This window comes from Cognaticolwellia mytili, from assembly GCF_002104475.1.
GTDB lineage: Bacteria > Pseudomonadota > Gammaproteobacteria > Enterobacterales > Alteromonadaceae > Cognaticolwellia > Cognaticolwellia mytili.
Window position 1 is genome coordinate 974,816 of the sequence record NZ_NBOF01000002.1, and the last position, 22,538, is coordinate 997,353.

At 39.1% G+C, this 22,538-nt stretch carries 14 protein-coding genes and 1 riboswitch; of the genes, 7 read left to right on the top strand and 7 right to left on the bottom strand.

Features of this window, described 5'->3' with window-relative positions:
- Nucleotides 1-213: 213 nt before the first annotated feature.
- The 4 genes from B7C41_RS09170 to B7C41_RS09190 all read right to left on the bottom strand — a co-directional run bounded on the left by B7C41_RS09170 (nucleotide 214) and on the right by B7C41_RS09190 (nucleotide 4,885).
- Nucleotides 214-1,485 (bottom strand): PLP-dependent decarboxylase, encoded by a 1,272-nt coding sequence (locus B7C41_RS09170; RefSeq protein ID WP_085298474.1) that lies wholly within the window; start codon nucleotides 1,483-1,485, stop codon nucleotides 214-216.
- A gap of 8 nt (nucleotides 1,486-1,493) precedes the next feature.
- Nucleotides 1,494-2,243, bottom strand: coding sequence for a 2,3,4,5-tetrahydropyridine-2,6-dicarboxylate N-succinyltransferase (locus B7C41_RS09175; protein ID WP_085298475.1), 750 nt, complete (start codon nucleotides 2,241-2,243; stop codon nucleotides 1,494-1,496).
- Nucleotides 2,240-3,253: a 4-hydroxy-tetrahydrodipicolinate synthase gene (gene dapA / locus B7C41_RS09180; RefSeq protein WP_085298476.1), complete on the bottom strand. Its 1,014-nt coding sequence runs from the start codon at nucleotides 3,251-3,253 to the stop codon at nucleotides 2,240-2,242. Before dapA ends, B7C41_RS09175 begins: the two co-directional genes overlap by 4 nt.
- Nucleotides 3,254-3,333: 80 nt before the next feature.
- Nucleotides 3,334-3,534, bottom strand: a riboswitch (Lysine riboswitch).
- Between the two features lie 118 nt (nucleotides 3,535-3,652).
- Complete coding sequence (locus B7C41_RS09190; protein ID WP_158089105.1) at nucleotides 3,653-4,885, bottom strand: DsbA family protein; 1,233 nt, start codon at nucleotides 4,883-4,885, stop codon at nucleotides 3,653-3,655.
- A 226-nt stretch (nucleotides 4,886-5,111) separates the two neighbouring features.
- Here B7C41_RS09190 and rsmC point away from each other — a divergent pair, with 226 nt between their 5' ends.
- The 3 genes from rsmC to arcA all read left to right on the top strand — a co-directional run bounded on the left by rsmC (nucleotide 5,112) and on the right by arcA (nucleotide 8,763).
- Nucleotides 5,112-6,149: a 16S rRNA (guanine(1207)-N(2))-methyltransferase RsmC gene (rsmC, locus tag B7C41_RS09195; protein WP_085298479.1), complete on the top strand. Its 1,038-nt coding sequence runs from the start codon at nucleotides 5,112-5,114 to the stop codon at nucleotides 6,147-6,149.
- Nucleotides 6,150-6,321: 172 nt separating this feature from the next.
- Complete coding sequence (locus tag B7C41_RS09200; RefSeq protein ID WP_085298480.1) at nucleotides 6,322-7,857, top strand: sensor histidine kinase; 1,536 nt, start codon at nucleotides 6,322-6,324, stop codon at nucleotides 7,855-7,857.
- 204 nt (nucleotides 7,858-8,061) lie between these two features.
- Nucleotides 8,062-8,763, top strand: a complete 702-nt coding sequence (arcA, locus tag B7C41_RS09205; protein ID WP_085298481.1) for a two-component system response regulator ArcA — start codon at nucleotides 8,062-8,064, stop codon at nucleotides 8,761-8,763.
- Between the two features lie 82 nt (nucleotides 8,764-8,845).
- Here arcA and B7C41_RS09210 read toward each other — a convergent pair whose 3' ends face one another.
- Nucleotides 8,846-9,193 (bottom strand): Hpt domain-containing protein, encoded by a 348-nt coding sequence (locus tag B7C41_RS09210; protein ID WP_085298482.1) that lies wholly within the window; start codon nucleotides 9,191-9,193, stop codon nucleotides 8,846-8,848.
- 351 nt (nucleotides 9,194-9,544) lie between these two features.
- On the opposite strand from B7C41_RS09210, the gene folE2 reads away from it, so the two are divergent.
- The 4 genes from folE2 (at nucleotide 9,545) to B7C41_RS09230 (ending at nucleotide 17,946) form a co-directional block, all read left to right on the top strand.
- Nucleotides 9,545-10,471, top strand: coding sequence for a GTP cyclohydrolase FolE2 (gene folE2 / locus B7C41_RS09215; RefSeq protein WP_085298483.1), 927 nt, complete (start codon nucleotides 9,545-9,547; stop codon nucleotides 10,469-10,471).
- A 568-nt stretch (nucleotides 10,472-11,039) separates the two neighbouring features.
- Nucleotides 11,040-15,500: a glutamate synthase large subunit gene (gltB, locus tag B7C41_RS09220; RefSeq protein WP_085298484.1), complete on the top strand. Its 4,461-nt coding sequence runs from the start codon at nucleotides 11,040-11,042 to the stop codon at nucleotides 15,498-15,500.
- A gap of 29 nt (nucleotides 15,501-15,529) precedes the next feature.
- The gene (locus tag B7C41_RS09225; protein WP_085298485.1) at nucleotides 15,530-16,978 is read left to right on the top strand and encodes an FAD-dependent oxidoreductase; all 1,449 of its coding nucleotides are present in this window, start codon (nucleotides 15,530-15,532) and stop codon (nucleotides 16,976-16,978) included.
- Nucleotides 16,979-17,109: 131 nt separating this feature from the next.
- Entirely contained in the window at nucleotides 17,110-17,946 is an 837-nt protein-coding gene (locus B7C41_RS09230; RefSeq protein ID WP_158089106.1) for a substrate-binding periplasmic protein, read from the top strand.
- A 78-nt stretch (nucleotides 17,947-18,024) separates the two neighbouring features.
- Here the strand turns inward: B7C41_RS09230 and B7C41_RS09235 are convergent, their stop codons facing one another.
- Both B7C41_RS09235 and B7C41_RS09240 read right to left on the bottom strand, forming a co-directional pair.
- Nucleotides 18,025-20,214 carry a diguanylate cyclase gene (locus B7C41_RS09235; RefSeq protein ID WP_143764340.1) on the bottom strand — a complete coding sequence of 730 codons (2,190 nt, stop codon included), beginning with the start codon at nucleotides 20,212-20,214 and terminating at the stop codon, nucleotides 18,025-18,027.
- A gap of 316 nt (nucleotides 20,215-20,530) precedes the next feature.
- Nucleotides 20,531-22,426 carry a beta-ketoacyl synthase gene (locus tag B7C41_RS09240; protein ID WP_085298488.1) on the bottom strand — a complete coding sequence of 632 codons (1,896 nt, stop codon included), beginning with the start codon at nucleotides 22,424-22,426 and terminating at the stop codon, nucleotides 20,531-20,533.
- Nucleotides 22,427-22,538: the final 112 nt, after the last annotated feature.

The following is a 22,538-nucleotide window of genomic DNA, read 5'->3' on the forward strand; positions in this document are numbered from 1 at the left end:
GAACTCTGCTGCACGTATCAGCTCCATTTCACCAACGCACATCACTTCTTTACTCATTACATTCATACATAACCTTTTTATCGACTACCACAGTCATTAACGTAAATACCAAGAAGCAGACTCTGCTGCACGTATCAGCTCCATTTAACCAACACACATCACTTCTTTACTCATTACATTCATACATAACCTTTTTATCGACTACCACAGCCATTAACGCAAATACCAAGCAGCAGGCTCTGCAGCACGTACTAACTCAACCTCTCCATTTTTCAGCACATATTCAGCCGCTATTTGATGACAGAGAAAAAATGGCATACTTTCAGTGAAGCCATAAGCACCTGATAAACCAAAAACTAACTGGTCATCGACAGCAATATCTTGTGGAAAAGCTAATCGACCAAGCTTATCCAAGCTAGTACATAGCGGGCCATGAACATCGAAGTTGACTAATGACTCGGTAGACTCTCGCAACATTACCGCAGGAAATGCTTGCTCAGTAATTGCCGGTCGTAATAAATGGTTGATACCACCAGCTAATACGAGTTGTTGCTGTTGAAAGTTTTGCTTTTTATCAACAACTGACGTGACGTAATAGCCTGATTCAGCCACAGCATAACGACCGAGTTCAAGCCATAGTTCCTTAACGCCAGCTCGTGCTTTTATTTTCGCCAAGTCATCAACAATTTGTTGCCAACTTAACGTCTGACCTTTTTGTAAATAGTCAACACCTAAGCCGCCACCTAAGTCGAGTACTTCGAGCTTTATGCCAACTTGTTCAGCTAGCTGAGTTAGTGGCTCAACCATTTGCGACCATAAATGGAACATTTTTTCATTGCTGAGCATATTGCCCCATTGAAATATATGTAGACCATTAATATTTAATGCAGGGAAGTCACTGACGTTAATTGTTTGCCACTCATCACACGATAGACCAAAAGGCGTCACTTCAGTGCCACCAAGCGGGTTTTTTTCACCATCGGGCCACTGTAGTTGCACTCGAAGTAGTACCTGAGGTTTGCAATCCAGCTCTATCGCCGATTCATTAAGCCACTGCAGCTGCAACAAACTTTCAACAACAAAGGTGTTAACACCTTGCTGTAAAAAAGCTTTCATTTGGCGCTTAGACTTAGCAGGCCCAGTATTAAGAATACGCTTAGCAGCAACATTTTGCGCTAACACTTGGCTTAACTCACCTTGACTGGCAACGTCAAAGTTAAAGCCTTGTTCAGCTAAGGTAGTAATAACGCGTGACAAAGGGTTAGCTTTAACGGCAAACCAAAGTTTAATCACATCTTGCTGCATTAACTCCGACAAGTGTTGCTCAAGCGCATCTAAATCATAGAGAAAAAAACCAACTTCATCTTCATCAATCTCGTCGGCATTTACCTGCAACTGATGGCGATTTTTCAATACTTTAAGCACTGTAGGATTAAGCCAATTTGGTCTAAATCTAGCACTTAACTTTTCTTGTCTTGCTTTCATTTTTTGCCCTAACGTAAAACAGCTTCAAGTTCTAAGGCCGCATTACTTTTTTCATCACGGTATTTAACAATCAATGCACACGCCATATTCAAGCCTTGTTTTTCCGCCCAACCGCCAGAAATAGGACGAGTTCCAGGTACAACAACTGCATTCTCTGGAATATCGGCGCCTTTCTCTAACATAATATTATTAACACAATCATAAACAGGTACTGAGGCTGAAAGCGAAACTCCTGGTGCCAATACCGCACCTTTTTTCACTACAATACCTTCAACAATGATCACGCCAGCACTAAGAAAAGCGTTATCTTCAATAATCACCGGACTTGCTCCAATAGGCTCAAGTACGCCACCAATTTGTACCGCCGCAGAGACATGAACATTTTTACCTACCTGTGCACATGAGCCAATTAAGGCATGGCTATCAATCATAGTACCGCTATCAACAAATGCACCAACATTGATATAGGCAGGCGGCATAATAATCACACCGGGAGCAACATAAGCACCGCGACGAACTGATGAACCACCTGGTACCATACGGACATTATCACTGACCGAAAATTCACGTGCTGGTAAATTATGCTTATCAACAAATCCCTGATATATGCCACCAAATTCAGTATTATCACCGGCTTTAAATGCCGATAATATTGCTTGTTTTACGTCGACATTAGCACTCCAATTCCCACAACTACTTTGCTCTGCTGCACGTACACTTCCTGATTCTAACGCGGTTAAAGTTTCTTGCCAGTTCATTGATTCACTTCTCTTAAATTACTTGTTGATAAAGGGGCTGATTGGGTATTATTGAGCGCAGGTTCAAAAGCAAATGATGCTTTGTCATTACTTTTAAGTGCTTGCTCTACAAACCATTGCTGAATTTCCTGATGAATAGTGTGCAAATTGTGATCGTTAGCTAACTCTTCTTGGCATAATGGCAAACGCAATGTCGCTGTACTAATAACGGCTAATTCGGTCATTAATACTTTTACCGGAATAGGACTCGTGACTTGAAATAGCGCAGTAATGGCATTGTGCCAAAGTGGAAATAGGCCATCACATTGCTGAGATAATGCTAACGCCACATAACGCTGGGTTTCCTGCGGCCAAACATTGGCACAAACAGACACTAAGCCCCGCACACCGGCATTGCCTAAATAGGGCATCATGGCATCTTCACCGCTGAACAATTCGACATCGGGGCAATGCTGACGATAGGCTAATAGCTTGTTAAGATCACCACTCGCTTCTTTAAGCGCCCAGCAATTCTCATGATGTTGCAGTGCTTGTAATGCCGAAATGGCAATTTCGACACCACTTCGTGATGGCACGTTGTATAGCATACAAGGGAAGTCTGCAGCGTCGAGCAAGGCTTGGTACCAAGCAGTTTGCCCAATCGGCCCTGGTTTGGCATAAATTGGGCTACCCAGTAGATATGCGCTAACAGGAAGTTGATTACATTGCCCTATCCAAGCTATTTGCGCAGCAAGGTTATGGCCTCCAACAGCAACCATCAAAGGCACATCAAGCGACAATGCCACAACGAATTCCACAATAGCGAGTTGTTCTTCACTAGTTAATGCCAGACCTTCACCTGTGCTGCCTAGCAATAAAATACCATTGGCTGCAGCATTTTGTTGCTCTGCAATAGCTTGTAAGCTGACATAATCAATCGCGCCATCACTAAGTAATGGCGTGATCAAAGCCGTCCATACAATGGAAGATTCCGATTTTTGGGGTGTTTTACAATAAGTTATTTGATTCATTTCTCTCGAACTCGTTTCGTTCGGAGAACTTATAGGCGCTTGCAAAAGCCAAATTCAAGAAATGAATTTTGGCCTTAACAAAGGCCAGAAGCTCTCCACCTAAAAGGTGACAGTTGCAAGGATTCAACCTAGCACTAAGCATAAAATATGACTTAGCGACAACAACCGATATTTGTATCAACAAAAATACAATTACCTCGGCGTTTTCCCCCCTCACTATTGCTCACTAGAGTTTGAACTCTTCACAATAGCTACCTGGTAAACGCTCCTCTTCTGGCCCTTCATCATTAGGCGAGTTACAAAATGAACTAACCCAACTGGAATAAGGGACTAAATTATTAAAACATTTAAATCTAAGTCTCGTCAATAGACGTCTAAACGTATATTAACAATAAAAATCTAATTTGTTGATATACTTGATCTTATTTCTTTTTCTAAAATAGATATTCGATCTTGCCCCCAATAGCTAAAGTTTTTCATTTTAAAACACGGCACTCCCCAAAACGCTAAACTTGTCAGTTCTGCTTGGTTATTATCAGCCCACTGTTGCCAATTGTTTTTAGCTTTATAGGCATGCGCAGCTTGTTTATCTAATGCTAACTCTTCGATAATTATATCGATATTCTCGGTGTCTGATAAATCAATATTCTCTACATAGACCGCGCGAAAACACGCCAACATGTACTCTTTACCCTTACCTTGTTGCTGTGCCCAAGCAAACATACTATATGCGTTGATGACGCCATCACCTAGGGGATCTACAAAACCATTAAATTCAATATTAAGCTTTTTCGCTTCCCTTAAAGCATCCAAATAGATGTATTTTTGCTTAGCGATGGGAATTGAAGCACCACGCATCAATAAAGGTAAAACAGGTTTAATCACTAGTTCAAGTTGATAGCGCTCGGCCAATGCAATAGCTTGCACAAAACCCAAATATGAATAAGGACTACGTAAAGACAAGAATATTTCTAGTTGCTGTAATTCTACGTTAATTGTCGGCTGTTTTTTAAAATCAGTAAACTTTGTGCTAACAAGTTCCTTACTGACATTTACATCGGCCAATAATTCATTACTAACCGATGTTATCAAGCTGTGTTGCTCTAAAGTCTTTTCAAAATGAAAAAGTCTATCTACGCCAACAAACCAATCTCCAGCAAAATAAATAGCAGCAGCACAATAATGCCCTTTGTATTCAAGTCGAGCCTGGTTTTTCACTTGATGGGTAATGGTCGGTGTCGACGCAACATAATGTTCACTATAAGTACCGCCCCAAGTTTGTAAAAAAACTTGCTCGGCATTATTGATATTATTAGGCAGCAATTGCCAAGCTTGCTGGCCTGTAGAAAATAACCGTGGCGAAGGGACTTTATCTATTTTCACTAGGTGATATTGCTCAGCAATTAAATTAGCATCCTGAATTGCCCATTTTCGATGCAGCTTTGGAGCTATTGTCACTCCAGGTAAAGCGCCCCAAATAAAGAATATTTTTAACTCTACTTCATATTTTTCCTGTAAACGAGCTAGCATTTGTACCAACATAAAACTATGAGGGTCGTTTAACGCTAAATATACTTCTGCCTGCGCACTTTTCCCAAAAAAACGCCCTAATAGAAAATAACGGAAGGTCAAAAGCTTTTGCCTATTTTGGCTATGTAGCCATTTTATTTTCAGGCGAAAAATCATTTTATTAAAAATAGCCAACTCCTTTAGGACTATTGATGGCGAGATGTTTAAAATCGCGTAGAATAGCTTGCATTATTACATACTAAAAATAACATCTGCGCATATTTGTAGCAAAATACGTACAAAAAATCGCAAGTATTATAATGAATTAAGCGCAAACACAGGTAATTCCATGGCAATCAGCAATATTAATCAACTGTTAATACGAAATATCGATGGTATTTCAGCAGCTACTCCTCTTTTCGTTAATATTGTTAATGACGGCTTTATTGCCGAATATTTGACCCATCACACCACGGCAAAAATAACTTGTTACCACACTAATTTTGCCGATTACAAACTCAGCCAAATGAGCGAAAACAACCAAGTTACCAGCCATTTCTGTGTAGAATATAAAGCTCAAGTAAAACATGATTTAGTGATCATTAACTTTCCTAAAAGTAAGGCCGAATTTGGCTTTACACTAGCGATGCTTGCTGAATCAATGACAGAAGACGCTACAGTGATTATTGTTGGTGAAAACAAAGGCGGTATTAAATCGGCAGATAAGTTAAGTAAAAACTATTTAAACTTTTGCAATAAGGTTGACGCAGCACGTCATTGTTTGTTGTATGTTGGGCAATTTCAGTCAGATTTACCAAAATTTGAACTCGATGAATTCTATAAATATTACTCAGTAACGGTTGGCGATAATCAACTAAAAATAGCGGCATTACCTGGCGTTTTTAGCCAGAATGGCTTAGATGTTGGCACCGATGTCTTGTTAGAAAACTTACCACAATCGATAAAAGGTAAAGTACTCGACTTTGGTTGTGGCGCTGGCGTTATAGCTGCATGTATAGGTAAGCTTTTTCCCGGCACTAAACTCACTTTAGTCGATGTTAGTGCCTTAGCATTACAGTCAGCGAAAACGACTTTAGCACTCAATGGACTAAACGGAGAAAGTCTCGCATCCGACAGCCTTTCTGATGTGAAAGAGCGCTATGATTTTGTTATTTCTAACCCGCCATTTCATCAAGGTGTTAAAACTCACTATGCAGCAACTGAGCAATTTTTAACGAAAATTAAGCAACATTTATCTACCCACGGTTGTATAACCATAGTCGCGAACAGTTTTTTAAAATACCCGCCAATTATGGAGAAGGCCATAGGTACAACAAAAACACTTGCAATTAAAAAAGGCTTTGCGGTTTATCAATGTTTTACTTAAGCTAATAATAGTAATATCTACAAGAAGAGATTGTTGAAAACACTAAGATTTTCTACAATCATACTATTCATCATTTAACTGAGCTTGATATTTTATGCCAACAACAATACGCATTTGGTCAATTCGACGAATATTTTTGCTCTCAATTATTGGCCTTGTGATCGCCTCTTGCATGGTTAACCTTGTCTTCATTTCACAGCAAAATATTGCAAGTTACCATAAGTTAGCTGCCGACGACATCAAGTACTGGGCTGAAGAATTGGCAGATGAAAGTAAAAGTTATTTAATAAGTTCGGATCGACAAAGCTTGATGGATAACATGACTATAACTTCTCGAATTCCCAATTTAAATTATGTCCATATATATCAGCTAAACAATCAAAGTAACAAATTGGAATTATTTTATAGCTATAAACGCAGTGAGCGACGCTCTGCCATTCCTGAGAAAAGCAATGAAATTAACAACTTGCTCAACCCGAGATTCAAAGACAACTATCTTGAGTATATGTATCCAATCAAAGCTGATGAAGAGGTAGTCGGCTTTGTATATTTGCAAAGTAGCAAGGAGTATATAACACTAATTACCGATAAATTACTAACCACTAGCATACTCATCATGTTTATTATTTTGCTAGTGACAATTTTCATCGTACTACAATTAAACCGTTACATCAGCGCCCCTTACCTTACGTTAGTGAATACTGTTCAAGCGGTAGCCAGACAGAAAAATTTTCAGCAAAGATGTCAAGCCATGCCTTATCGCGAAGCTGATATACTCGCACGCAATATCAATATTTTATTTGCACGCATGGAAAAGCATATTGCGCAGTTAGATGCCGCCGAGCAGCAAAGCATTGAACATTCATCTGAACTGGAAGATAAAATCAATAAGCGCACAGCTGCCCTAAAAGAGTCGAACCAAGAGCTACTTTCCACTTTAGAAAAAATGCACCAATTCCAAGGGCAACTGGTTGAAAGTGAAAAGATGGCTTCATTAGGCGATATGGTTGCTGGGGTAGCGCATGAAGTTAACACGCCGATTGGTTTAGGTGTTACCGCCTCTACTTTACTCGCCGATCGCATTGAAGAAGTCACCACTGCCTTTGAAGATAAATCCCTAAAATCTAGCCAATTGAAAAAGTTTTTGCACGAAGGAGGAGAAAATGTTGCGATTATTTATCGCAATTTAAATCGTGCAGCAGACTTAATTTCCAGTTTTAAGAAAGTTGCAGTAGATCAATCGAGCGAAGAGATTCGCAGCTTCGATGTGAAAGAGTTACTCAGTGAAGCATTACTGACTTTAAGGCCACAGCTACACAGTTTACCCTATATAATTGATATTGATTGCCCATCTAAACTAATCATTAACAGTAAACCTGGCCCTCTCAATCAAATATTGATCAATTTAATCATGAACTCTATTATTCATGGTTTTGAAGGTAGAGATAGTGGGAAAATAACTATTACCGTCATGCCTTTAAGCAACCAGCTCAATATGCTGTTTCAAGATGATGGTATTGGTGTTGATGAAACAATAGAAAATAAGGTTTTTGAACCTTTTACCACGACTAAACGTGGCGAGGGCGGTAGTGGCTTAGGTTTGCACTTGGTCTATAATCTTGTCACCCAAGCACTTGGTGGTACTATTGTACTCAATAGTGAACTTGGCAAAGGGGTAACCATTGAAATTAATTTCCCTATTAGTTGATTATTTGATCTAAACAGAACAATTATTAAGCAAGTTACTTTACTATAGCCCCATTATTAGTAGTGATGATTGTGTTTTAACATCAGCTTCTATACCATTAACCCATATTTATAATATTTTGTAATCGTCTATAATTACAAGGTTCTAATCGATAATGATTAACTGTTGATTTACAAATAAACGAGACAAGACTGGACATTCAGCATGCAAAAACCACATATACTAATCGTAGAAGACGAGGATGTAACACGCTTTAATCTACGAAATCTATTTGAAGCAGAGGGCTACCGTGTATCGGAAGCAGTAGATGGTGATAGCATGGAATGCGAATTACAAGATAATAATGTTAACTTGGTTATTATGGATATCAACTTACCAGGTAAAAATGGCTTGTTATTAGCGCGTGAGTTGACTAGCAATGACGATTTAGCCCTAATATTCTTAACTGGCCGAGATAGCGATATTGATAAAATTTTGGGATTAGAAATTGGCGCAGATGACTATCTGACTAAGCCATTTAATCCACGAGAGTTGACTATCCGCGCTCGTAACATATTAAATAGAATGTCGAGTACCAAATCAGAATTAAACGATTCGATTATCAACTTTAACCAATGGTCACTTGACAGCAACTCTAGAAAAATGATTTCTCCTGAAAATAAAGAAATTTCTATACCACGCGGAGAGTATCGTGCATTACGTTTATTAATTGCTAATGCAGGGCAAATTGTCACGCGCCAACAACTAATCAAAGAAATGACCGGCAGAGATTTACGCTCCAATGACAGAACAGTCGATGTTACCATTCGTCGTCTACGTAAGCACTTTGAATCAATTGAAAATGCGCCAGAGTTAATTAATACCATTCATGGCGAGGGTTATCGCTTTATTGGAAGTGTTGATTAAGTGTTAATGTAGCTATTTCACACGTCATACCTAGATTGTAGAGCAGGTTAAATCTATAGCCTGCCACTATACCCAATGAAACTTATTGGCCAGACAACCATTCTTTAAATGCATCGATCGCCTGCTGATTTACTAACCTCAGTGCATTTGCGTGCTTTTCTTTAACTGACCATTCTTCAGCTGATTTTTCAATTGCAACAAGCTTATCGTAAACCTGCAATAAACCAGCACTAGCGGCAGAGCCTTTCATTTTATGACAGTGTTCTTGCCACAGCTTTTGATCTGTTTGAGTAATAGCCTCATCAATGCCAGTTAGGTAAAGCTGAGATTGCTGCACGTACAAGTCTAGCATCTGCTGCAATACCCCTATATCTAAAACTTCTAAATAACCATTAATCAAGGTTAAGTTTAAATGCTGGATAGTCACCATAAAGTTTCCTTAGTTAAAACATTTTTGCCATTTTACCCCTACCATTTTCACCGCATTATGTAAAAAATACAATGCCGACGGTCTCAGTGCCCATACGGTTTACATCAGCGATTAAAAGTAAATATCATATACTTGATCAATATCATTATCACCATGACAAGCATTGCTTTTAACGGGTGGATCGTTCAAAATGGCGCCCTTTTTGAGGTTACTGCATTATATGCCACTTTTATAAGTTAAGAGCGGGCTATATCAAATTTTTTGATAGCAGTGCTAAATTACAATTTTTACTATGTACTGCAGTTACACGATAGCCCTTTACATAGTGCACAAGCGAATAGCGGAGTCAAAATGCCAACAATAATGCCTGATATAGCAAATCATACCACAGCACAAACTGAGGGGACTTTGGATTGGGTCGGCATGAGTAATATAGAAATGCCCATCATGGTTGCATCAAAAGGCCAATCAGAGCGTATGGTTTCAGCTTACATTGACGCATTTGTAAACCTTAAAGAACCTAAAGCAAAAGGCATTCATATGTCGCGTTTGTATTTACTCATTGATGAGTTATCAAATTCAAATGTGCTTAATCATCAGAGTTTAGTGACGTTGTTAGATGGTTTCATTAGCAGTCATCAAGAACTCAGCGACAATGCAAAAGTAAAATTTAGCTTTGACTATCACTTACGTCGTAAGTCTCTTATTAGTGGTAAACAGGGCTGGAAAGCCTACCCTGTTACTATTACGGGCCGCTTGAATAAAGGCCAATTAGATATCGAGCTTTCAGTTGATGTACGCTATTCTTCAACTTGTCCTTGCTCTGCGGCATTGGCACGCCAACTTATTCAAAAAGCTTTTAAAGATAAATTTTCAACTGATACAAATATTGATTTAGATAGTGTGCATGAGTGGCTTGGTACAACCGAAGGGGTTGTTGCGACACCTCATAGTCAACGTTCAGTTGCTGAAATTAAAGTAAAATTAAACAGTGCAACAACAGAGTTTCCGATCACTGATTTAGTGGACTTAATTGAAAATTCACTTAAAACGCCAGTACAAGCAGCAGTCAAACGTGAAGACGAACAAGAATTCGCGCTATTAAATGGCCAAAACCTGATGTTCTGCGAAGATGCTGCGCGTCGTTTGCAGCACAGCATGAATACGACAGAACAATTTGATGATTTCTGGTTACGCATTAACCATTTAGAATCATTACATGCTCATGATGCTGTCAGCATTACTACAAAGGGTCTAATAAACGGTTATCAGCCATAATTACCGTTCTCTATTAAGTAAATAGTGCTTTTACATAAGCCCGAGTAATTTTCATTACTCGGGCTTATTACTTTTAATAAATAACATAATTGTAATTTCCTCCAATATACAATCTATCTATTTTCCCTTACTTAACCTCAACTAGGAGTCACGGAAAAGTTAGCTTACCCTAAGATAACCTTTAAGTTACATCATTACTCACGCAATAAAAACCAAATTCCGGATTATAATCCTGCATAAATATTGAATATAACCTTAGTGAATATCTTTTAATTTATTTAATAATACAATGAAGTGAAATGTTGCTAAATTACAAAAAATCATACAAGTTAACCAACCTAGGCCGATGCAAGCAGATACAAGTCCCATAACCCTCTTAACAAGCTAAATTTAGTGTAAAAATATTACGAGCAAATACTCTATTTACATTGACGTTTCAATTGTAAATGTTTAATGTAAGAGTCAATCCAACAGAGTCATTTAGATTTTTTATGCATTAAAAGCGTAAATTTATCCATTAAAGCCAAGTTAAATATCAATAGTTGGAGCGTTTATTTAGGAGAAGAGAATGCAGCTTTACGATCATACTTATCAAAAAGACAATTGCGGTTTTGGTTTAATTGCCCATCAGCATGGAGAAAGAAGCCATAAACTGGTGAAGACTGCTATTCACGCTCTTGATAGGATGCAACATCGTGGTGGCATTGCAGCCGATGGAAAAACGGGCGATGGTTGTGGCTTGCTAATGCAAAAGCCTGACAGCTTCTTTCGTGCCATTGCCGAAGAAAACAATTGGCAATTAGGTAGAAAGTACGCTGTTGGTATGGTTTTTCTTAACCCTGATCCGGTTCAAGCCAATTTAAGTAAAAAAATTCTTGAAGAAGAGCTTGCCCGAGAAACCCTAACATTAGTCGGCTGGCGAGAAGTACCAACAGATATATCAACGCTAGGTGAAATCGCGAAAAGTAATTTACCGGGTATAGAACAAGTTTTTGTCGATGCTCCTCCGGGTTGGCGAAATCGTGATTTAGAACGTCGTTTATATATGGCTCGTCGTCGCACAGAAAAACGCATCACTGATGAACGCTTTTATGTTGCCAGTTTGTCTTGTTTAGTAACCATCTACAAAGGCTTGATGATGCCGGTAGATTTACCAAACTTTTATCTCGACCTTGCCGATATTCGCATGCAAACCGCCATTTGTGTATTTCACCAACGCTTTTCTACGAATACCTCACCTCAATGGCATTTAGCACAACCATTTCGTTACTTAGCTCACAATGGTGAAATTAATACGATTAAAGGTAACAGGCAATGGAGTAGAGCACGTACTCATCGCTTTCGTTCACCTTTATTACCTGATTTAAAAGATGCAGCTCCTTTTGTTAACGAGAGTGGCTCTGACTCTTCTTCATTAGATAACATGTTGGAATTATTTCTCGCCGGCGGCATGGACTTATACCGAGGTATGCGTTTATTAATGCCGCCTGCATGGCAAAATAGTCCGCTAATGGACGATGATTTAAAAGCCTTCTATGAATTTAACTCTATGCACATGGAACCGTGGGACGGCCCAGCTGGTGTTGTAGTCACTAACGGGCGCCATGTAGCCTGTAACTTAGACCGTAACGGCTTACGTCCTGCTCGTTATGTTATCACTCGCGATGGCTTTATCACTTTAGCTTCCGAGGTCGGTATTTGGGATTACGGTGAAGATGAAGTAGTAGAAAAAGGCCGCTTAGGGCCAGGCGAAATGTTCGCCATTGATACCTACACAGGTAAAATATTTGACTCTAATGCAATAGACAACGAGCTAAAAGTTCGCCACCCGTACCGAAAATGGTTAGATAATAACATTCGCCGTTTAGTGCCTTTTGATAAGCTAGATGGTGAGCTCATTGGTCAACGCGTTTTTAGCGATCAAGAAATCGCTCAATATCATAAAATGTTCAACTACAGCTATGAAGAAATTCATCAAGTCGTAAAAACCTTGGCAGAAAATGGCCAAGAAGCGACGGGGTCGATGGGTGATGACACACCAATGGCAGTGTTATCAAGCCAGCCACGTTCATTATTCGACTACTTTCGTCAGCAGTTTGCTCAAGTCACCAACCCACCTATTGACCCATTACGTGAACGTTACGTCATGTCATTAGGGACTTGTATTGGTCGTGAGCATAACGTTTTCAATGAAACCACTGGCCATGCTGATCGCATTTTATTTGCCACGCCAGTGCTAATGTATACCGGTTTAAAGCAGCTACGTGAACTTGACCCTGAGCATTATCGTTCAGATACGTTAACGCTAAATTATGACCAAGAAGAAGGTTTAGAGGCAGCAGTATTACGTTTATGTGATGAAGCAGAAGAATTAGTACGTGAAAAAAATACGGTAATTTTAGTCTTATCAGATCGCCAGATACACCAAGGTATGCTCCCTATTCCAGCAGCAATGGCTGTTGGTGCGGTACAAAAACGTTTAGTCGATCAACAGTTGCGTTGTGATTCAAATATTATTGTTGAAACCGCTTCGGTACGTGATTCTCATCAGTTTGCTGTGTTACTTGGACTTGGCGCAACCGCCATTTATCCATTCCTTGCTTATGAAACTATTGAGCAATTAGTACAACAAAAGCAAATTGATTTAACCCCTCGTCAAGCGGTAGTGAATTACCGAGAAGGCATCAATAAAGGGTTATTAAAAATACTCTCGAAAATGGGTATTTCTACCATAGCAAGTTATCGTTGTGCTGGGCTTTTCGAAGTCATTGGTTTAAGTCGCAATATCATGCAACTTTGCTTTCCTGATTTACCAAGCCGTATTGAAGGTGCGGATTTTTCCGACATTGAGCAAGACAGTATCAATCTTGCTCGTAAAGCATTTATGCCACATCAAAAAATTAGCCATGGCGGACTTTTAAAGTATGTTCATGGTGGTGAATATCATGCCTACAACCCCGATGTTGTCAGTACATTGCAAACCGCTGTACGCAGTGGTGATTACAAAGACTATCGAATATTCGCTGAGCAAGTTAATAACCGCCCTGCCGCCGCGTTACGTGATTTATTAGCATTGAAAAATGATCAACAAGCCATAGATATTGCTAAAGTCGAATCCGAAAGTGAATTATTTAAACGCTTTGATAGCGCTGCAATGTCAATTGGCGCCTTAAGCCCTGAAGCACACGAAGCATTGGCTATTGCCATGAACCGTTTAGGTGGCTTTTCAAACTCAGGTGAAGGTGGTGAAGACGAGCGTCGCTTCGGCACAGTAAAAAATTCACGTATAAAGCAAATAGCTTCAGGACGTTTCGGTGTTACGCCACACTACTTAGTTAATGCCGATGTCTTGCAAATTAAAGTCGCGCAAGGTGCTAAACCGGGAGAAGGCGGACAATTACCGGGCGATAAAGTAACCCCATTAATCGCTAAATTACGATTTTCAGTTCCGGGCGTAACCTTAATATCACCACCGCCTCATCATGATATTTATTCAATTGAAGATTTAGCCCAGCTTATTTTCGATTTAAAACAAGTGAATCCAAAAGCGATTATTTCCGTAAAGTTGGTCTCCGGCCCTGGTGTTGGCACCATAGCGTCAGGTGTCGCTAAAGCCTATGCTGATTTTATTACCATTTCTGGTTACGACGGCGGTACCGGTGCTAGCCCACTGACCTCAGTAAAATATGCCGGTTGTCCTTGGGAGCTTGGTTTAGCAGAGGCACATCAATCTTTAGTGACTAATGGTTTACGCCATAAAGTTCGTTTACAAGTAGATGGCGGTTTAAAAACAGGTATAGATATCGTTAAAGCCGCAATTTTAGGTGCTGAAAGCTTTGGTTTTGGTACCGCACCTATGGTAACTCTTGGTTGTAAATTCTTACGTATTTGCCATTTAAATAACTGTGCTACAGGTGTAGCAACTCAAGATGACGTATTGCGTGAACAATTCTTTAAAGGTTTACCTGATCAAGTGATGAATTATTTCAAATTCATCGCTCAAGATGTTCGTGAAATATTAGCTACACTGGGTGTAGAAAGCTTAACAGCGATCATTGGACGTACAGACTTACTCGAAATGCTACCTGGTGTTAGCGCTAAGCAACAGAAACTAGATTTGTCGCCTATTATCGCCCCCGTTGTTGCAAAGGATGATACTGCACTTTATCAAACACAGGATAATCAACCATTTGATAAAGGTGAACTAAACCAAAAATTAGTCTCACTCGCCTCAGACGCTATCGCCCACAGTCAGGGTGGTGAATATCGGCTAGCAATTCAAAACACCGATCGCTCAGTCGGAGCTTCATTATCAGGTGAAATTGCCCGTCAGCATGGCGATCAAGGCATGGCTTCTAGCCCAATAAAAGTATTCTTTAATGGCACTGCAGGTCAAAGTTTTGGTGTCTGGAATGCTGGCGGCTTAGAAATGACCTTAACGGGTGATGCTAATGACTATGTTGGTAAAGGCATGGCCGGTGGTAAATTAACCATCAAGCCACCAAAAGGTGTCGAGTATTTGAGTCATGAAGCCATGATCATGGGAAATACCTGTTTATATGGTGCTACTGGCGGAAAACTTTATGGTTGCGGTAAAGCAGGTGAGCGATTTGCTGTTCGTAATTCAGGTTGTCATGCCGTGATTGAAGGTACAGGTGATCATGCGTGTGAATATATGACCGGCGGCATTGTCACTATTTTAGGACAAGTCGGCGTTAACTTCGGCGCAGGTATGACCGGCGGCTTTGCGTATGTTTTAGATGAAAATAATGACCTCGACGTGCGTTTAAATAATGAATCGATCGAAATGTTAGCCATCGATGAGCTTAATATTCATCAAGAACATTTACGCGGTATTATCAACCAACATTTCGACGAAACCAACAGCTTAAGAGCACAAGAAATTTTAAGCAATTTCTCAAGTTATGCTCCGCTGTTTAAATTGGTGAAACCAAAAGCGGTTGATGTCAAAACATTATTGGGTCATCGCAGCCGTTCGTCTGCAGAACTTCGTGTTCAAGCACAATAACAATGAACACGAATTGGAGAGATTAATTCATGAGTAAAAATATTTATCAATTTATCGATGTAAAGCGCATTGACCCGCCGAAAAAGGCAATAGAACAGCGGAAAATTAATTTTGTTGAAATTTATCAACCTTTAAGTAATGAACAAAGCGCTGGCCAAGCAGATCGTTGTTTAGATTGCGGCAATCCATATTGTGAATGGAAATGCCCTGTCCACAACTACATTCCACAATGGTTGGAACTAGTCACCGATGGTAAGATTTTTGAGGCTGCAGACCTTTGTCATGAAACCAATAGCTTACCTGAAATGTGTGGCCGAGTTTGTCCACAGGATAGGCTTTGTGAGTCGGCCTGTACACTGAATGATGATTTTGGCGCTGTGACTATTGGCAATATCGAAAAATACATTACCGATACCGCGATTGCTCAAGGCTGGAAGCCCGACTTATCTGAAGTTATCGCAACCGGAAAGCGTGTTGCTATCATTGGTGCTGGCCCCGCAGGCATTGCTTGTGCAGATGTACTAACTCGAAACGGTGTCGATGTTATTGTTTTTGATAAACATGCGCAAATTGGAGGCCTACTAACCTTTGGTATTCCTTCATTTAAGCTCGAAAAAGATGTTATCCAAACACGTCGAGAAATCCTTGAAGGTATGGGGATTGAATTTCGCTTAAATACCAATGTGGGCGTTGATATTAGTTTTACTGATATTAGCGATGAATTTGATGCTGTATTTTTAGCTCTTGGCACATACACAGATATGACTGGCGGCTTTGACAACGAATCAGCTCCTGGTGTTTATAACGCCTTAGATTTTTTAATTGGTAATACCCAAAAGTTAATGCAACTTTCACAAGCGAATGGCAATGAAAACGCTAAACCTTATGTTGATTTTTCAGATAAAAAAGTTATTGTCTTAGGTGGTGGTGACACTGCTATGGATTGTGTTCGAAGCTCTATTAGACAAGGCGCTAGTGAAGTAACTTGTGCATATCGTCGTGACCAAGCAAATATGCCAGGCTCACCACGCGAAGTACAAAATGCGAAAGAAGAAGGGGTAAATTTTCAATTTAATATCCAACCTTTAGATATTGCTATCGACGAAGATGGTAACGCTTGTGGTGTTAAGTTTGTTAAAACTCAACTTGGTGCACCGGATACAAATGGTCGCAGAAATCCTGAAGTTATTGAAGGTTCTGAATTTATTATGCCTGCAGATGCTGTTGTTATTGCTTTTGGCTTTTTACCTAGCCCGCCACAATGGATGAAGGATGCCGGCGTGGAAGTAGATAGCCGCGGCAGAGTAGTTGCGGTAGATAATAGCGATTTTGCCTTACAAACCAGTAAAGCTAATATTTTCGCTGGCGGTGATATGGTGCTAGGCTCAGACCTTGTTGTTACCGCAATTGACCAAGGCCGAAAAGCCGCAATCGGCATACTAGATTTTGTGACTACAGAGCAATACAAAAAAGCATAACATAGTAATTGTGTTAAATTTAAAAAGCGGCATGAGCCGCTTTTTTAGTAAGCTAAAAAAGCGCTAATTTAGACAATAACTTTCATCTAGACTAAGCTATCATTATGATATGAGCGAGGTTATGCATAGTAGTGACTAAACTCAATAATATAGAAAATACAGCTGAGTCAAAACTATTGAGGACATTCTTAACACGCTACTTTTTAATACCCATCTCAATATTACTCTGCACTTTACCCGTGAGAAGTAATGACTTACCCGAACTTACAATTGTTACTGAACATCTTGCACCATTTCAAATTCAAAACTCAGACGGCTCACTGAGCGGCTTATCAATTGAAGTTATCAATGAATTATTTAAAATCATTACAATAGAACCTAATATAAAAATTATGCCTTGGGCAAGAGCCTATGAAGTAGCTAAGCAAAAGCCTAATGTGCTTATATTCTCCATTGCAAATACACCACATAGATCAGCAATGTTTAATTGGCTTGGCTGTATTACCAAAGAAAAATTTTCCTTTTGGGGACTGAAAAGTCATTATCAAAATATTCCGTATGGTATTGAACAGCTTAAGGATAAAAAAATAGCAGTTTCACGTTACTCAAATGCAGAACAATACCTGACTGACAAAGAATTCAATAACGTCTTGCGTTTAGTGCAACAAGAGCAAAACATTCAAATGCTATTTAGCGCTAGAGTCGATTTAATTGTTGCAACAGAATTAACCGTTAAACATAGAGCTAAACGATTGGGCTTAGATTATCAAAAATTAGTAAAAGTACATAGTGCCTACGAGCTAAACAATAAACTATGCGTTGCTTTAAGTTTAGGGACTGACCCTAGATGGCTGACGCGCTTAGGCAGCGCTTACCGGCAACTTGAAAATAATGGTACTATTTATAACATTCGTCAAAAATGGTTAACAGGTGAGCAACTTGAGTCTAGCCTAAACCCAGGACAATAAATACCATAGACGCTCAGTTTAACGCTAAGGGTGGTTTAAAAAATATGCTGACCAAATACCACTTATCTATAATTCAGGTTAATCTATATGTGTCACCGACATTTTGTTACGTCCATTATTTTTGACCCAATAAAGTTGTTCATCAGCAAAATGTATCCATTGCTCTATTTTTTCTGAATAAGTTGCGTCAGCCGTCACGACACCTATAGAGACAGTAATACCAAAGTATTGTTGACCGTCATACGGAAAACAATGATGAGAAATTTCTTTTCTTAAATCCTCAAGCATTTCCATTACTGTTTGATTATCATCATGTTGAGCGACAATGATGAATTCTTCACCGCCAAAGCGAGCAACAATATCACTACGGCGATCAAATTTGCTTTTCATAAGCTGACCAACATACTCCAAGCACTTATCACCAAGAAGATGGCCATAATTATCATTCAAATCTTTAAAATGATCTAAATCTAGCATTGCAACCATCATACTGCCCTTATTACGTGACAATATAGCCTGTAATTCACTAAATTTATCATCAAGATAACGACGGTTATATAAGCCCGTTAAGCTATCTCTATTAGCTAACTCTTTTAATGCTTCATTAGCTTGATTAAGTTCATACGTTCTTTGAGCAACTTCCTCTTCTAGTAGGTGTTGGTGCTGAAGCTGACGCTTTTGTGCTTGCTGAAGCTCTGTATATAGGGTTATAAATTCGGTCGGTGCTTCAAAAGGAATCGTTTTATAGTTCTTTTTTTCACCCCCGCGGGCAAGCTCTTTAAGTGCATATTCTAGAGGTTGGTTTAATGTATGAGCAAACTGACTAGCTAACAACACAACAAATACAAAAATTAAAAATAGTGACATAAAAATAGCTAAATATTGTTGCTCAATTAAATTTAACAGCTGAACATGCTCAATAATAACAAAAATCTTCCAACCATTTTTTAAATCAACTTGGCGATATAAGTAGTTTTTGCTACTTCCGCCTTCTTTACCAACAACCATCAATTTATGTTTTGATTTATCTTGGGTAATCGAGAAGTTAAATTTGGCTAGGGTAATTAACTTTAAAGCTTTATCAGCATAGATAACATTGTCGTTTTCGTCAGTCAAAACAATAGCTATTTCATCACCGCCGCCCTCAACTTGTTTCACTTGTTCAAACATATTTAGATTAAGTGAGCCTTCTATAATTCCAGCAGGCTTATCACTATTTTGATAATAAAAGGGCGAACTGATCGCTACAATTGGTTCAACGCCAAAGCCTCGTCCAAGAAAAACAGGTGATATATATAAGGCCTCATTGTAGAAGGCTTGTGAAAAATACGTTCTATCAGCAATACTCAAACTATTATTTGGAATGTCTGCCAATAAAGAACCCGGTGAAGAAGCAGTTACATTCGCCTGATTGTTGGCAACAAGCATAGTCAAATAACCTGGATATAGCTGATGAGCTTTAATTAGCGTACTAGCATACTCATCCGGTTCAATCGCTGAAAAATTATTGGCTGTTTGGGCTACAGCTTTAGTATGCTCATCAACATAATTTTCGACAATCCGACTCAAATATAGACTACTAATATTGAGTTTCTCATCAAATTGTCGATGCTGAATATCATTTAAACTGCGACTAAGAAATAAACAAATACCAACAACAAAAAAAGCTGACATTACCCATAAAATGTAATGTAAATATTGTTTTAAGCTCTTTATCAACGGTGGTTGTTGCGGCGTAATCCATTGCTTTAGTTTCTCGCCAAAGACGAATGTAACTATCACCGCGACTGCGGTATAAAAAACCGCATTAATGCTTTGTTTAAATAAAGAAAATAAAATATATGCCTCAGCATCAATGTTATTAAACCAGATCAGTAAGGCGGTCAATGGCATGCCAATAACAATCCAATATAAAAAATCAGCAGTAGGTAAATACCAACCTCTGTTACGCATAAACGAAACAAATAATGCTTCGAGGCCAAAGGTAATAAAACCAAAAGGGTGACCCCAAATAATCAATAAAGGAGCAACACAAATTAAAGCACATAAAAAGGTTAAGGCGGGTCGTAGATAAGCAGCGGCAATAATAAAAGCTAAATTGCCAAGTACTAAGGAGATGCTATAAGCAAGCTCTACGGGAAAGCTGTTTAGCAATGCCCCTAGCACACCTAAGATTAAAGCAAATATTAGTGGATGATTGTGCTCAGCTTTCACTTTAGCAGGTTCATTTTCAAGTTTTAATGATATCTTTATCGGGGATATGGACACTATTTATGCACCAATTAATCGTTACTAAATTGCTAAAATTTAAACTACGTTGCATTGAGTAACTTCAAAACTACAACATAAAATCCTTTTTCAACCGCTTCAGATTTGTTTTTAACACTTACTTTATATTATTCTGATAAATGGCGATTGTACTACTGACAATTTCAAATAGGCCTTAACGCTTTCTGATGATTAACCGGTATTTATCTATGGATCTATTAAAGCGACAGACTATTCATACATCACTATAGTGCAATAAAGACAAAAGCCCTGTCAATATAATTGCAGGGCTTTGTATTTATTCAATTAAAAGATTTTAAATCATATCATTAAACGGGTTATTTTTTGGTAGTTGAATTTTATTAGCAAATCCCGTAACACCGATATCTTCTGTCGACAAGGTAATATCATCATCCATTAATGTACCATCACCAAAACGATAGATAAGCTGAAATTCACCATTATTAGCTTGCTCTTGGTATGTCGCTCTAGCTTGTTCAACCGCTACTGTTTTTTCTTCATAGCTTGCCATCTTATCTTTACCATGACGCTTTTCCATCATCGACAATGTAACATCAGGTGAAAGCAAGGTTGCCGTGGCATTATTACCGCCAAAACCTTTTGAGTTAATAAAAGCGACATCCATGTTATGACAATCCCAATGCTCGGTAGCAATGTTCAAACGTTCATTATGCACATCATCAGCAACTTTTTTGATGGTAGTTATACCTGGCATAATATTATGAGCAAAAATACCTAAAGCCATGGCTACCTGATCACCACTAGCTGGACCAATCGTATGACCAACATAAGCTTTAGGCGCAGCTACTGGCCAATTGTTAATATCAAAACTTTCAGCGATGCGATGATAAATTAATGATTCTGTCACGCGATTTTGCGGTGTACTTGAACCATGCGCTAAAATAAAGCTGCGTTGTTGTATTGATTCTTCACCAACAATAGCTGCTGCTAAAGCAACAGATTTCGCCATGGTAATATAGTTACCTGGGCCCGGTGCGGTAATCGACTTTTTAATACCATCGGCATTGGTATACACATCAGCAACTGAACCTAAAACATTGACACCTAATTCAAGCGCTAAAGCATCGTCCATCAAAATAATAAATTGTGCAGCTTCGCCAATAGTGAAACCACAGTTGTCACCAAAAGGACGACTGGTATTACGATGGTCAGCAATACCGTTGCCATCTAGTTTTTTCAAGCCTTCTTCATTAGCTAACGCGCTCATATTACCAAAGCCTTCAACCACTTCTGGTGTAATCGCACAATCATTACTACCAACAATCGCTAAACGAATGCGACCGGCTTGAATATCTTGCACAGCAGCTTTTAAGTTATATAAAAAAGTTGCACAAGCACCTGTTGAAGTAAACGTTGTACCCACATTGCCCGTTACATAAGCATTAACAAAATCTGTTGGCATGGTGTTTAAACCAAGCGCTAAATTTTTCGTCGATACACGTTCGCCTTTAAGGCGATTTTGCATCATACCACCTACGCCTTCAGCTTGAGTTTGGCCAAAAACTGATGCTGAATATGTACCAATTTCATCAGGGCTTACTTTATCAGCAATCTCATTCCAGCTATAACCTGTTGAATGAATGGCATCTGCAGCACCAAATATAGTTGCTTGTAAACCGCGTGGTTGATAACGACTGTTATACATACTAGCCGGTTTAAAGCCAGTCGGTAGTTGTCCTGCTGCTTTAATCGGGTTATCACGTGTTGAATCATGCTTAACTTCAATTTCGCCTGCAATTTCAACACGAACACGTTTTTCTTCTAACTCGGTCACTTTCCATGTACGAGGTAAAGGCTTAGGCAAGTCACGTGCACGGGTTTCAAAAGTAATGCCTTGGTCACCAACATCCATAGTCAATTTTTGCTGCCATGGCGTTGCATCAGGATCAAAATGTTCGTTTTCAATTTTACGGATTAAGGTACCCGCTAAAATTTCTTCACCGAATTGCTGTTCTACATCTGCTTTATCAACAACATTACCATCTTGATCAACAAGCTTGCCGTCTTGGCTAGTTAATAAGTTCATCAAAGTGGCTAAGCCAACGAAAGTTTCCTGACGAGCTTCAGCATTTAGCTTGTCGATTACAATACGACGAAAGCCTTGGTGAAAGGAAGTTCTACCGGCAGCGTTTATGCCACCCATGCCAACGATAATCGGTAATGCAGTCATGAAAAAAATCTCTTTAAAATTCAAACTTAATATTTAGTTAAATGAGTTTAAAAGTTAGTTGATAAAAATAATAATCATCAATGGCCATAAAATATGTAAAAATAGCCAAATA

Bases quoted from the DNA above. Each gene is read 5' to 3' on its own strand.
- B7C41_RS09210 (WP_085298482.1), bottom strand. From the start codon at position 9,193: ATGGTGACTATCCAGCATTTAAACTTAACCTTGATTAATGGTTATTTA.
- B7C41_RS09240 (WP_085298488.1), bottom strand. From the start codon at position 22,426: ATGACTGCATTACCGATTATCGTTGGCATGGGTGGCATAAACGCTGCC.
- B7C41_RS09175 (WP_085298475.1), bottom strand. From the start codon at position 2,243: ATGAACTGGCAAGAAACTTTAACCGCGTTAGAATCAGGAAGTGTACGT.
- B7C41_RS09170 (WP_085298474.1), bottom strand. From the start codon at position 1,485: ATGAAAGCAAGACAAGAAAAGTTAAGTGCTAGATTTAGACCAAATTGG.
- folE2 (WP_085298483.1), top strand. From the start codon at position 9,545: ATGCCAACAATAATGCCTGATATAGCAAATCATACCACAGCACAAACT.
- gltB (WP_085298484.1), top strand. From the start codon at position 11,040: ATGCAGCTTTACGATCATACTTATCAAAAAGACAATTGCGGTTTTGGT.
- arcA (WP_085298481.1), top strand. From the start codon at position 8,062: ATGCAAAAACCACATATACTAATCGTAGAAGACGAGGATGTAACACGC.
- rsmC (WP_085298479.1), top strand. From the start codon at position 5,112: ATGGCAATCAGCAATATTAATCAACTGTTAATACGAAATATCGATGGT.
- B7C41_RS09200 (WP_085298480.1), top strand. From the start codon at position 6,322: ATGGTTAACCTTGTCTTCATTTCACAGCAAAATATTGCAAGTTACCAT.
- dapA (WP_085298476.1), bottom strand. From the start codon at position 3,253: ATGAATCAAATAACTTATTGTAAAACACCCCAAAAATCGGAATCTTCC.
- B7C41_RS09225 (WP_085298485.1), top strand. From the start codon at position 15,530: ATGAGTAAAAATATTTATCAATTTATCGATGTAAAGCGCATTGACCCG.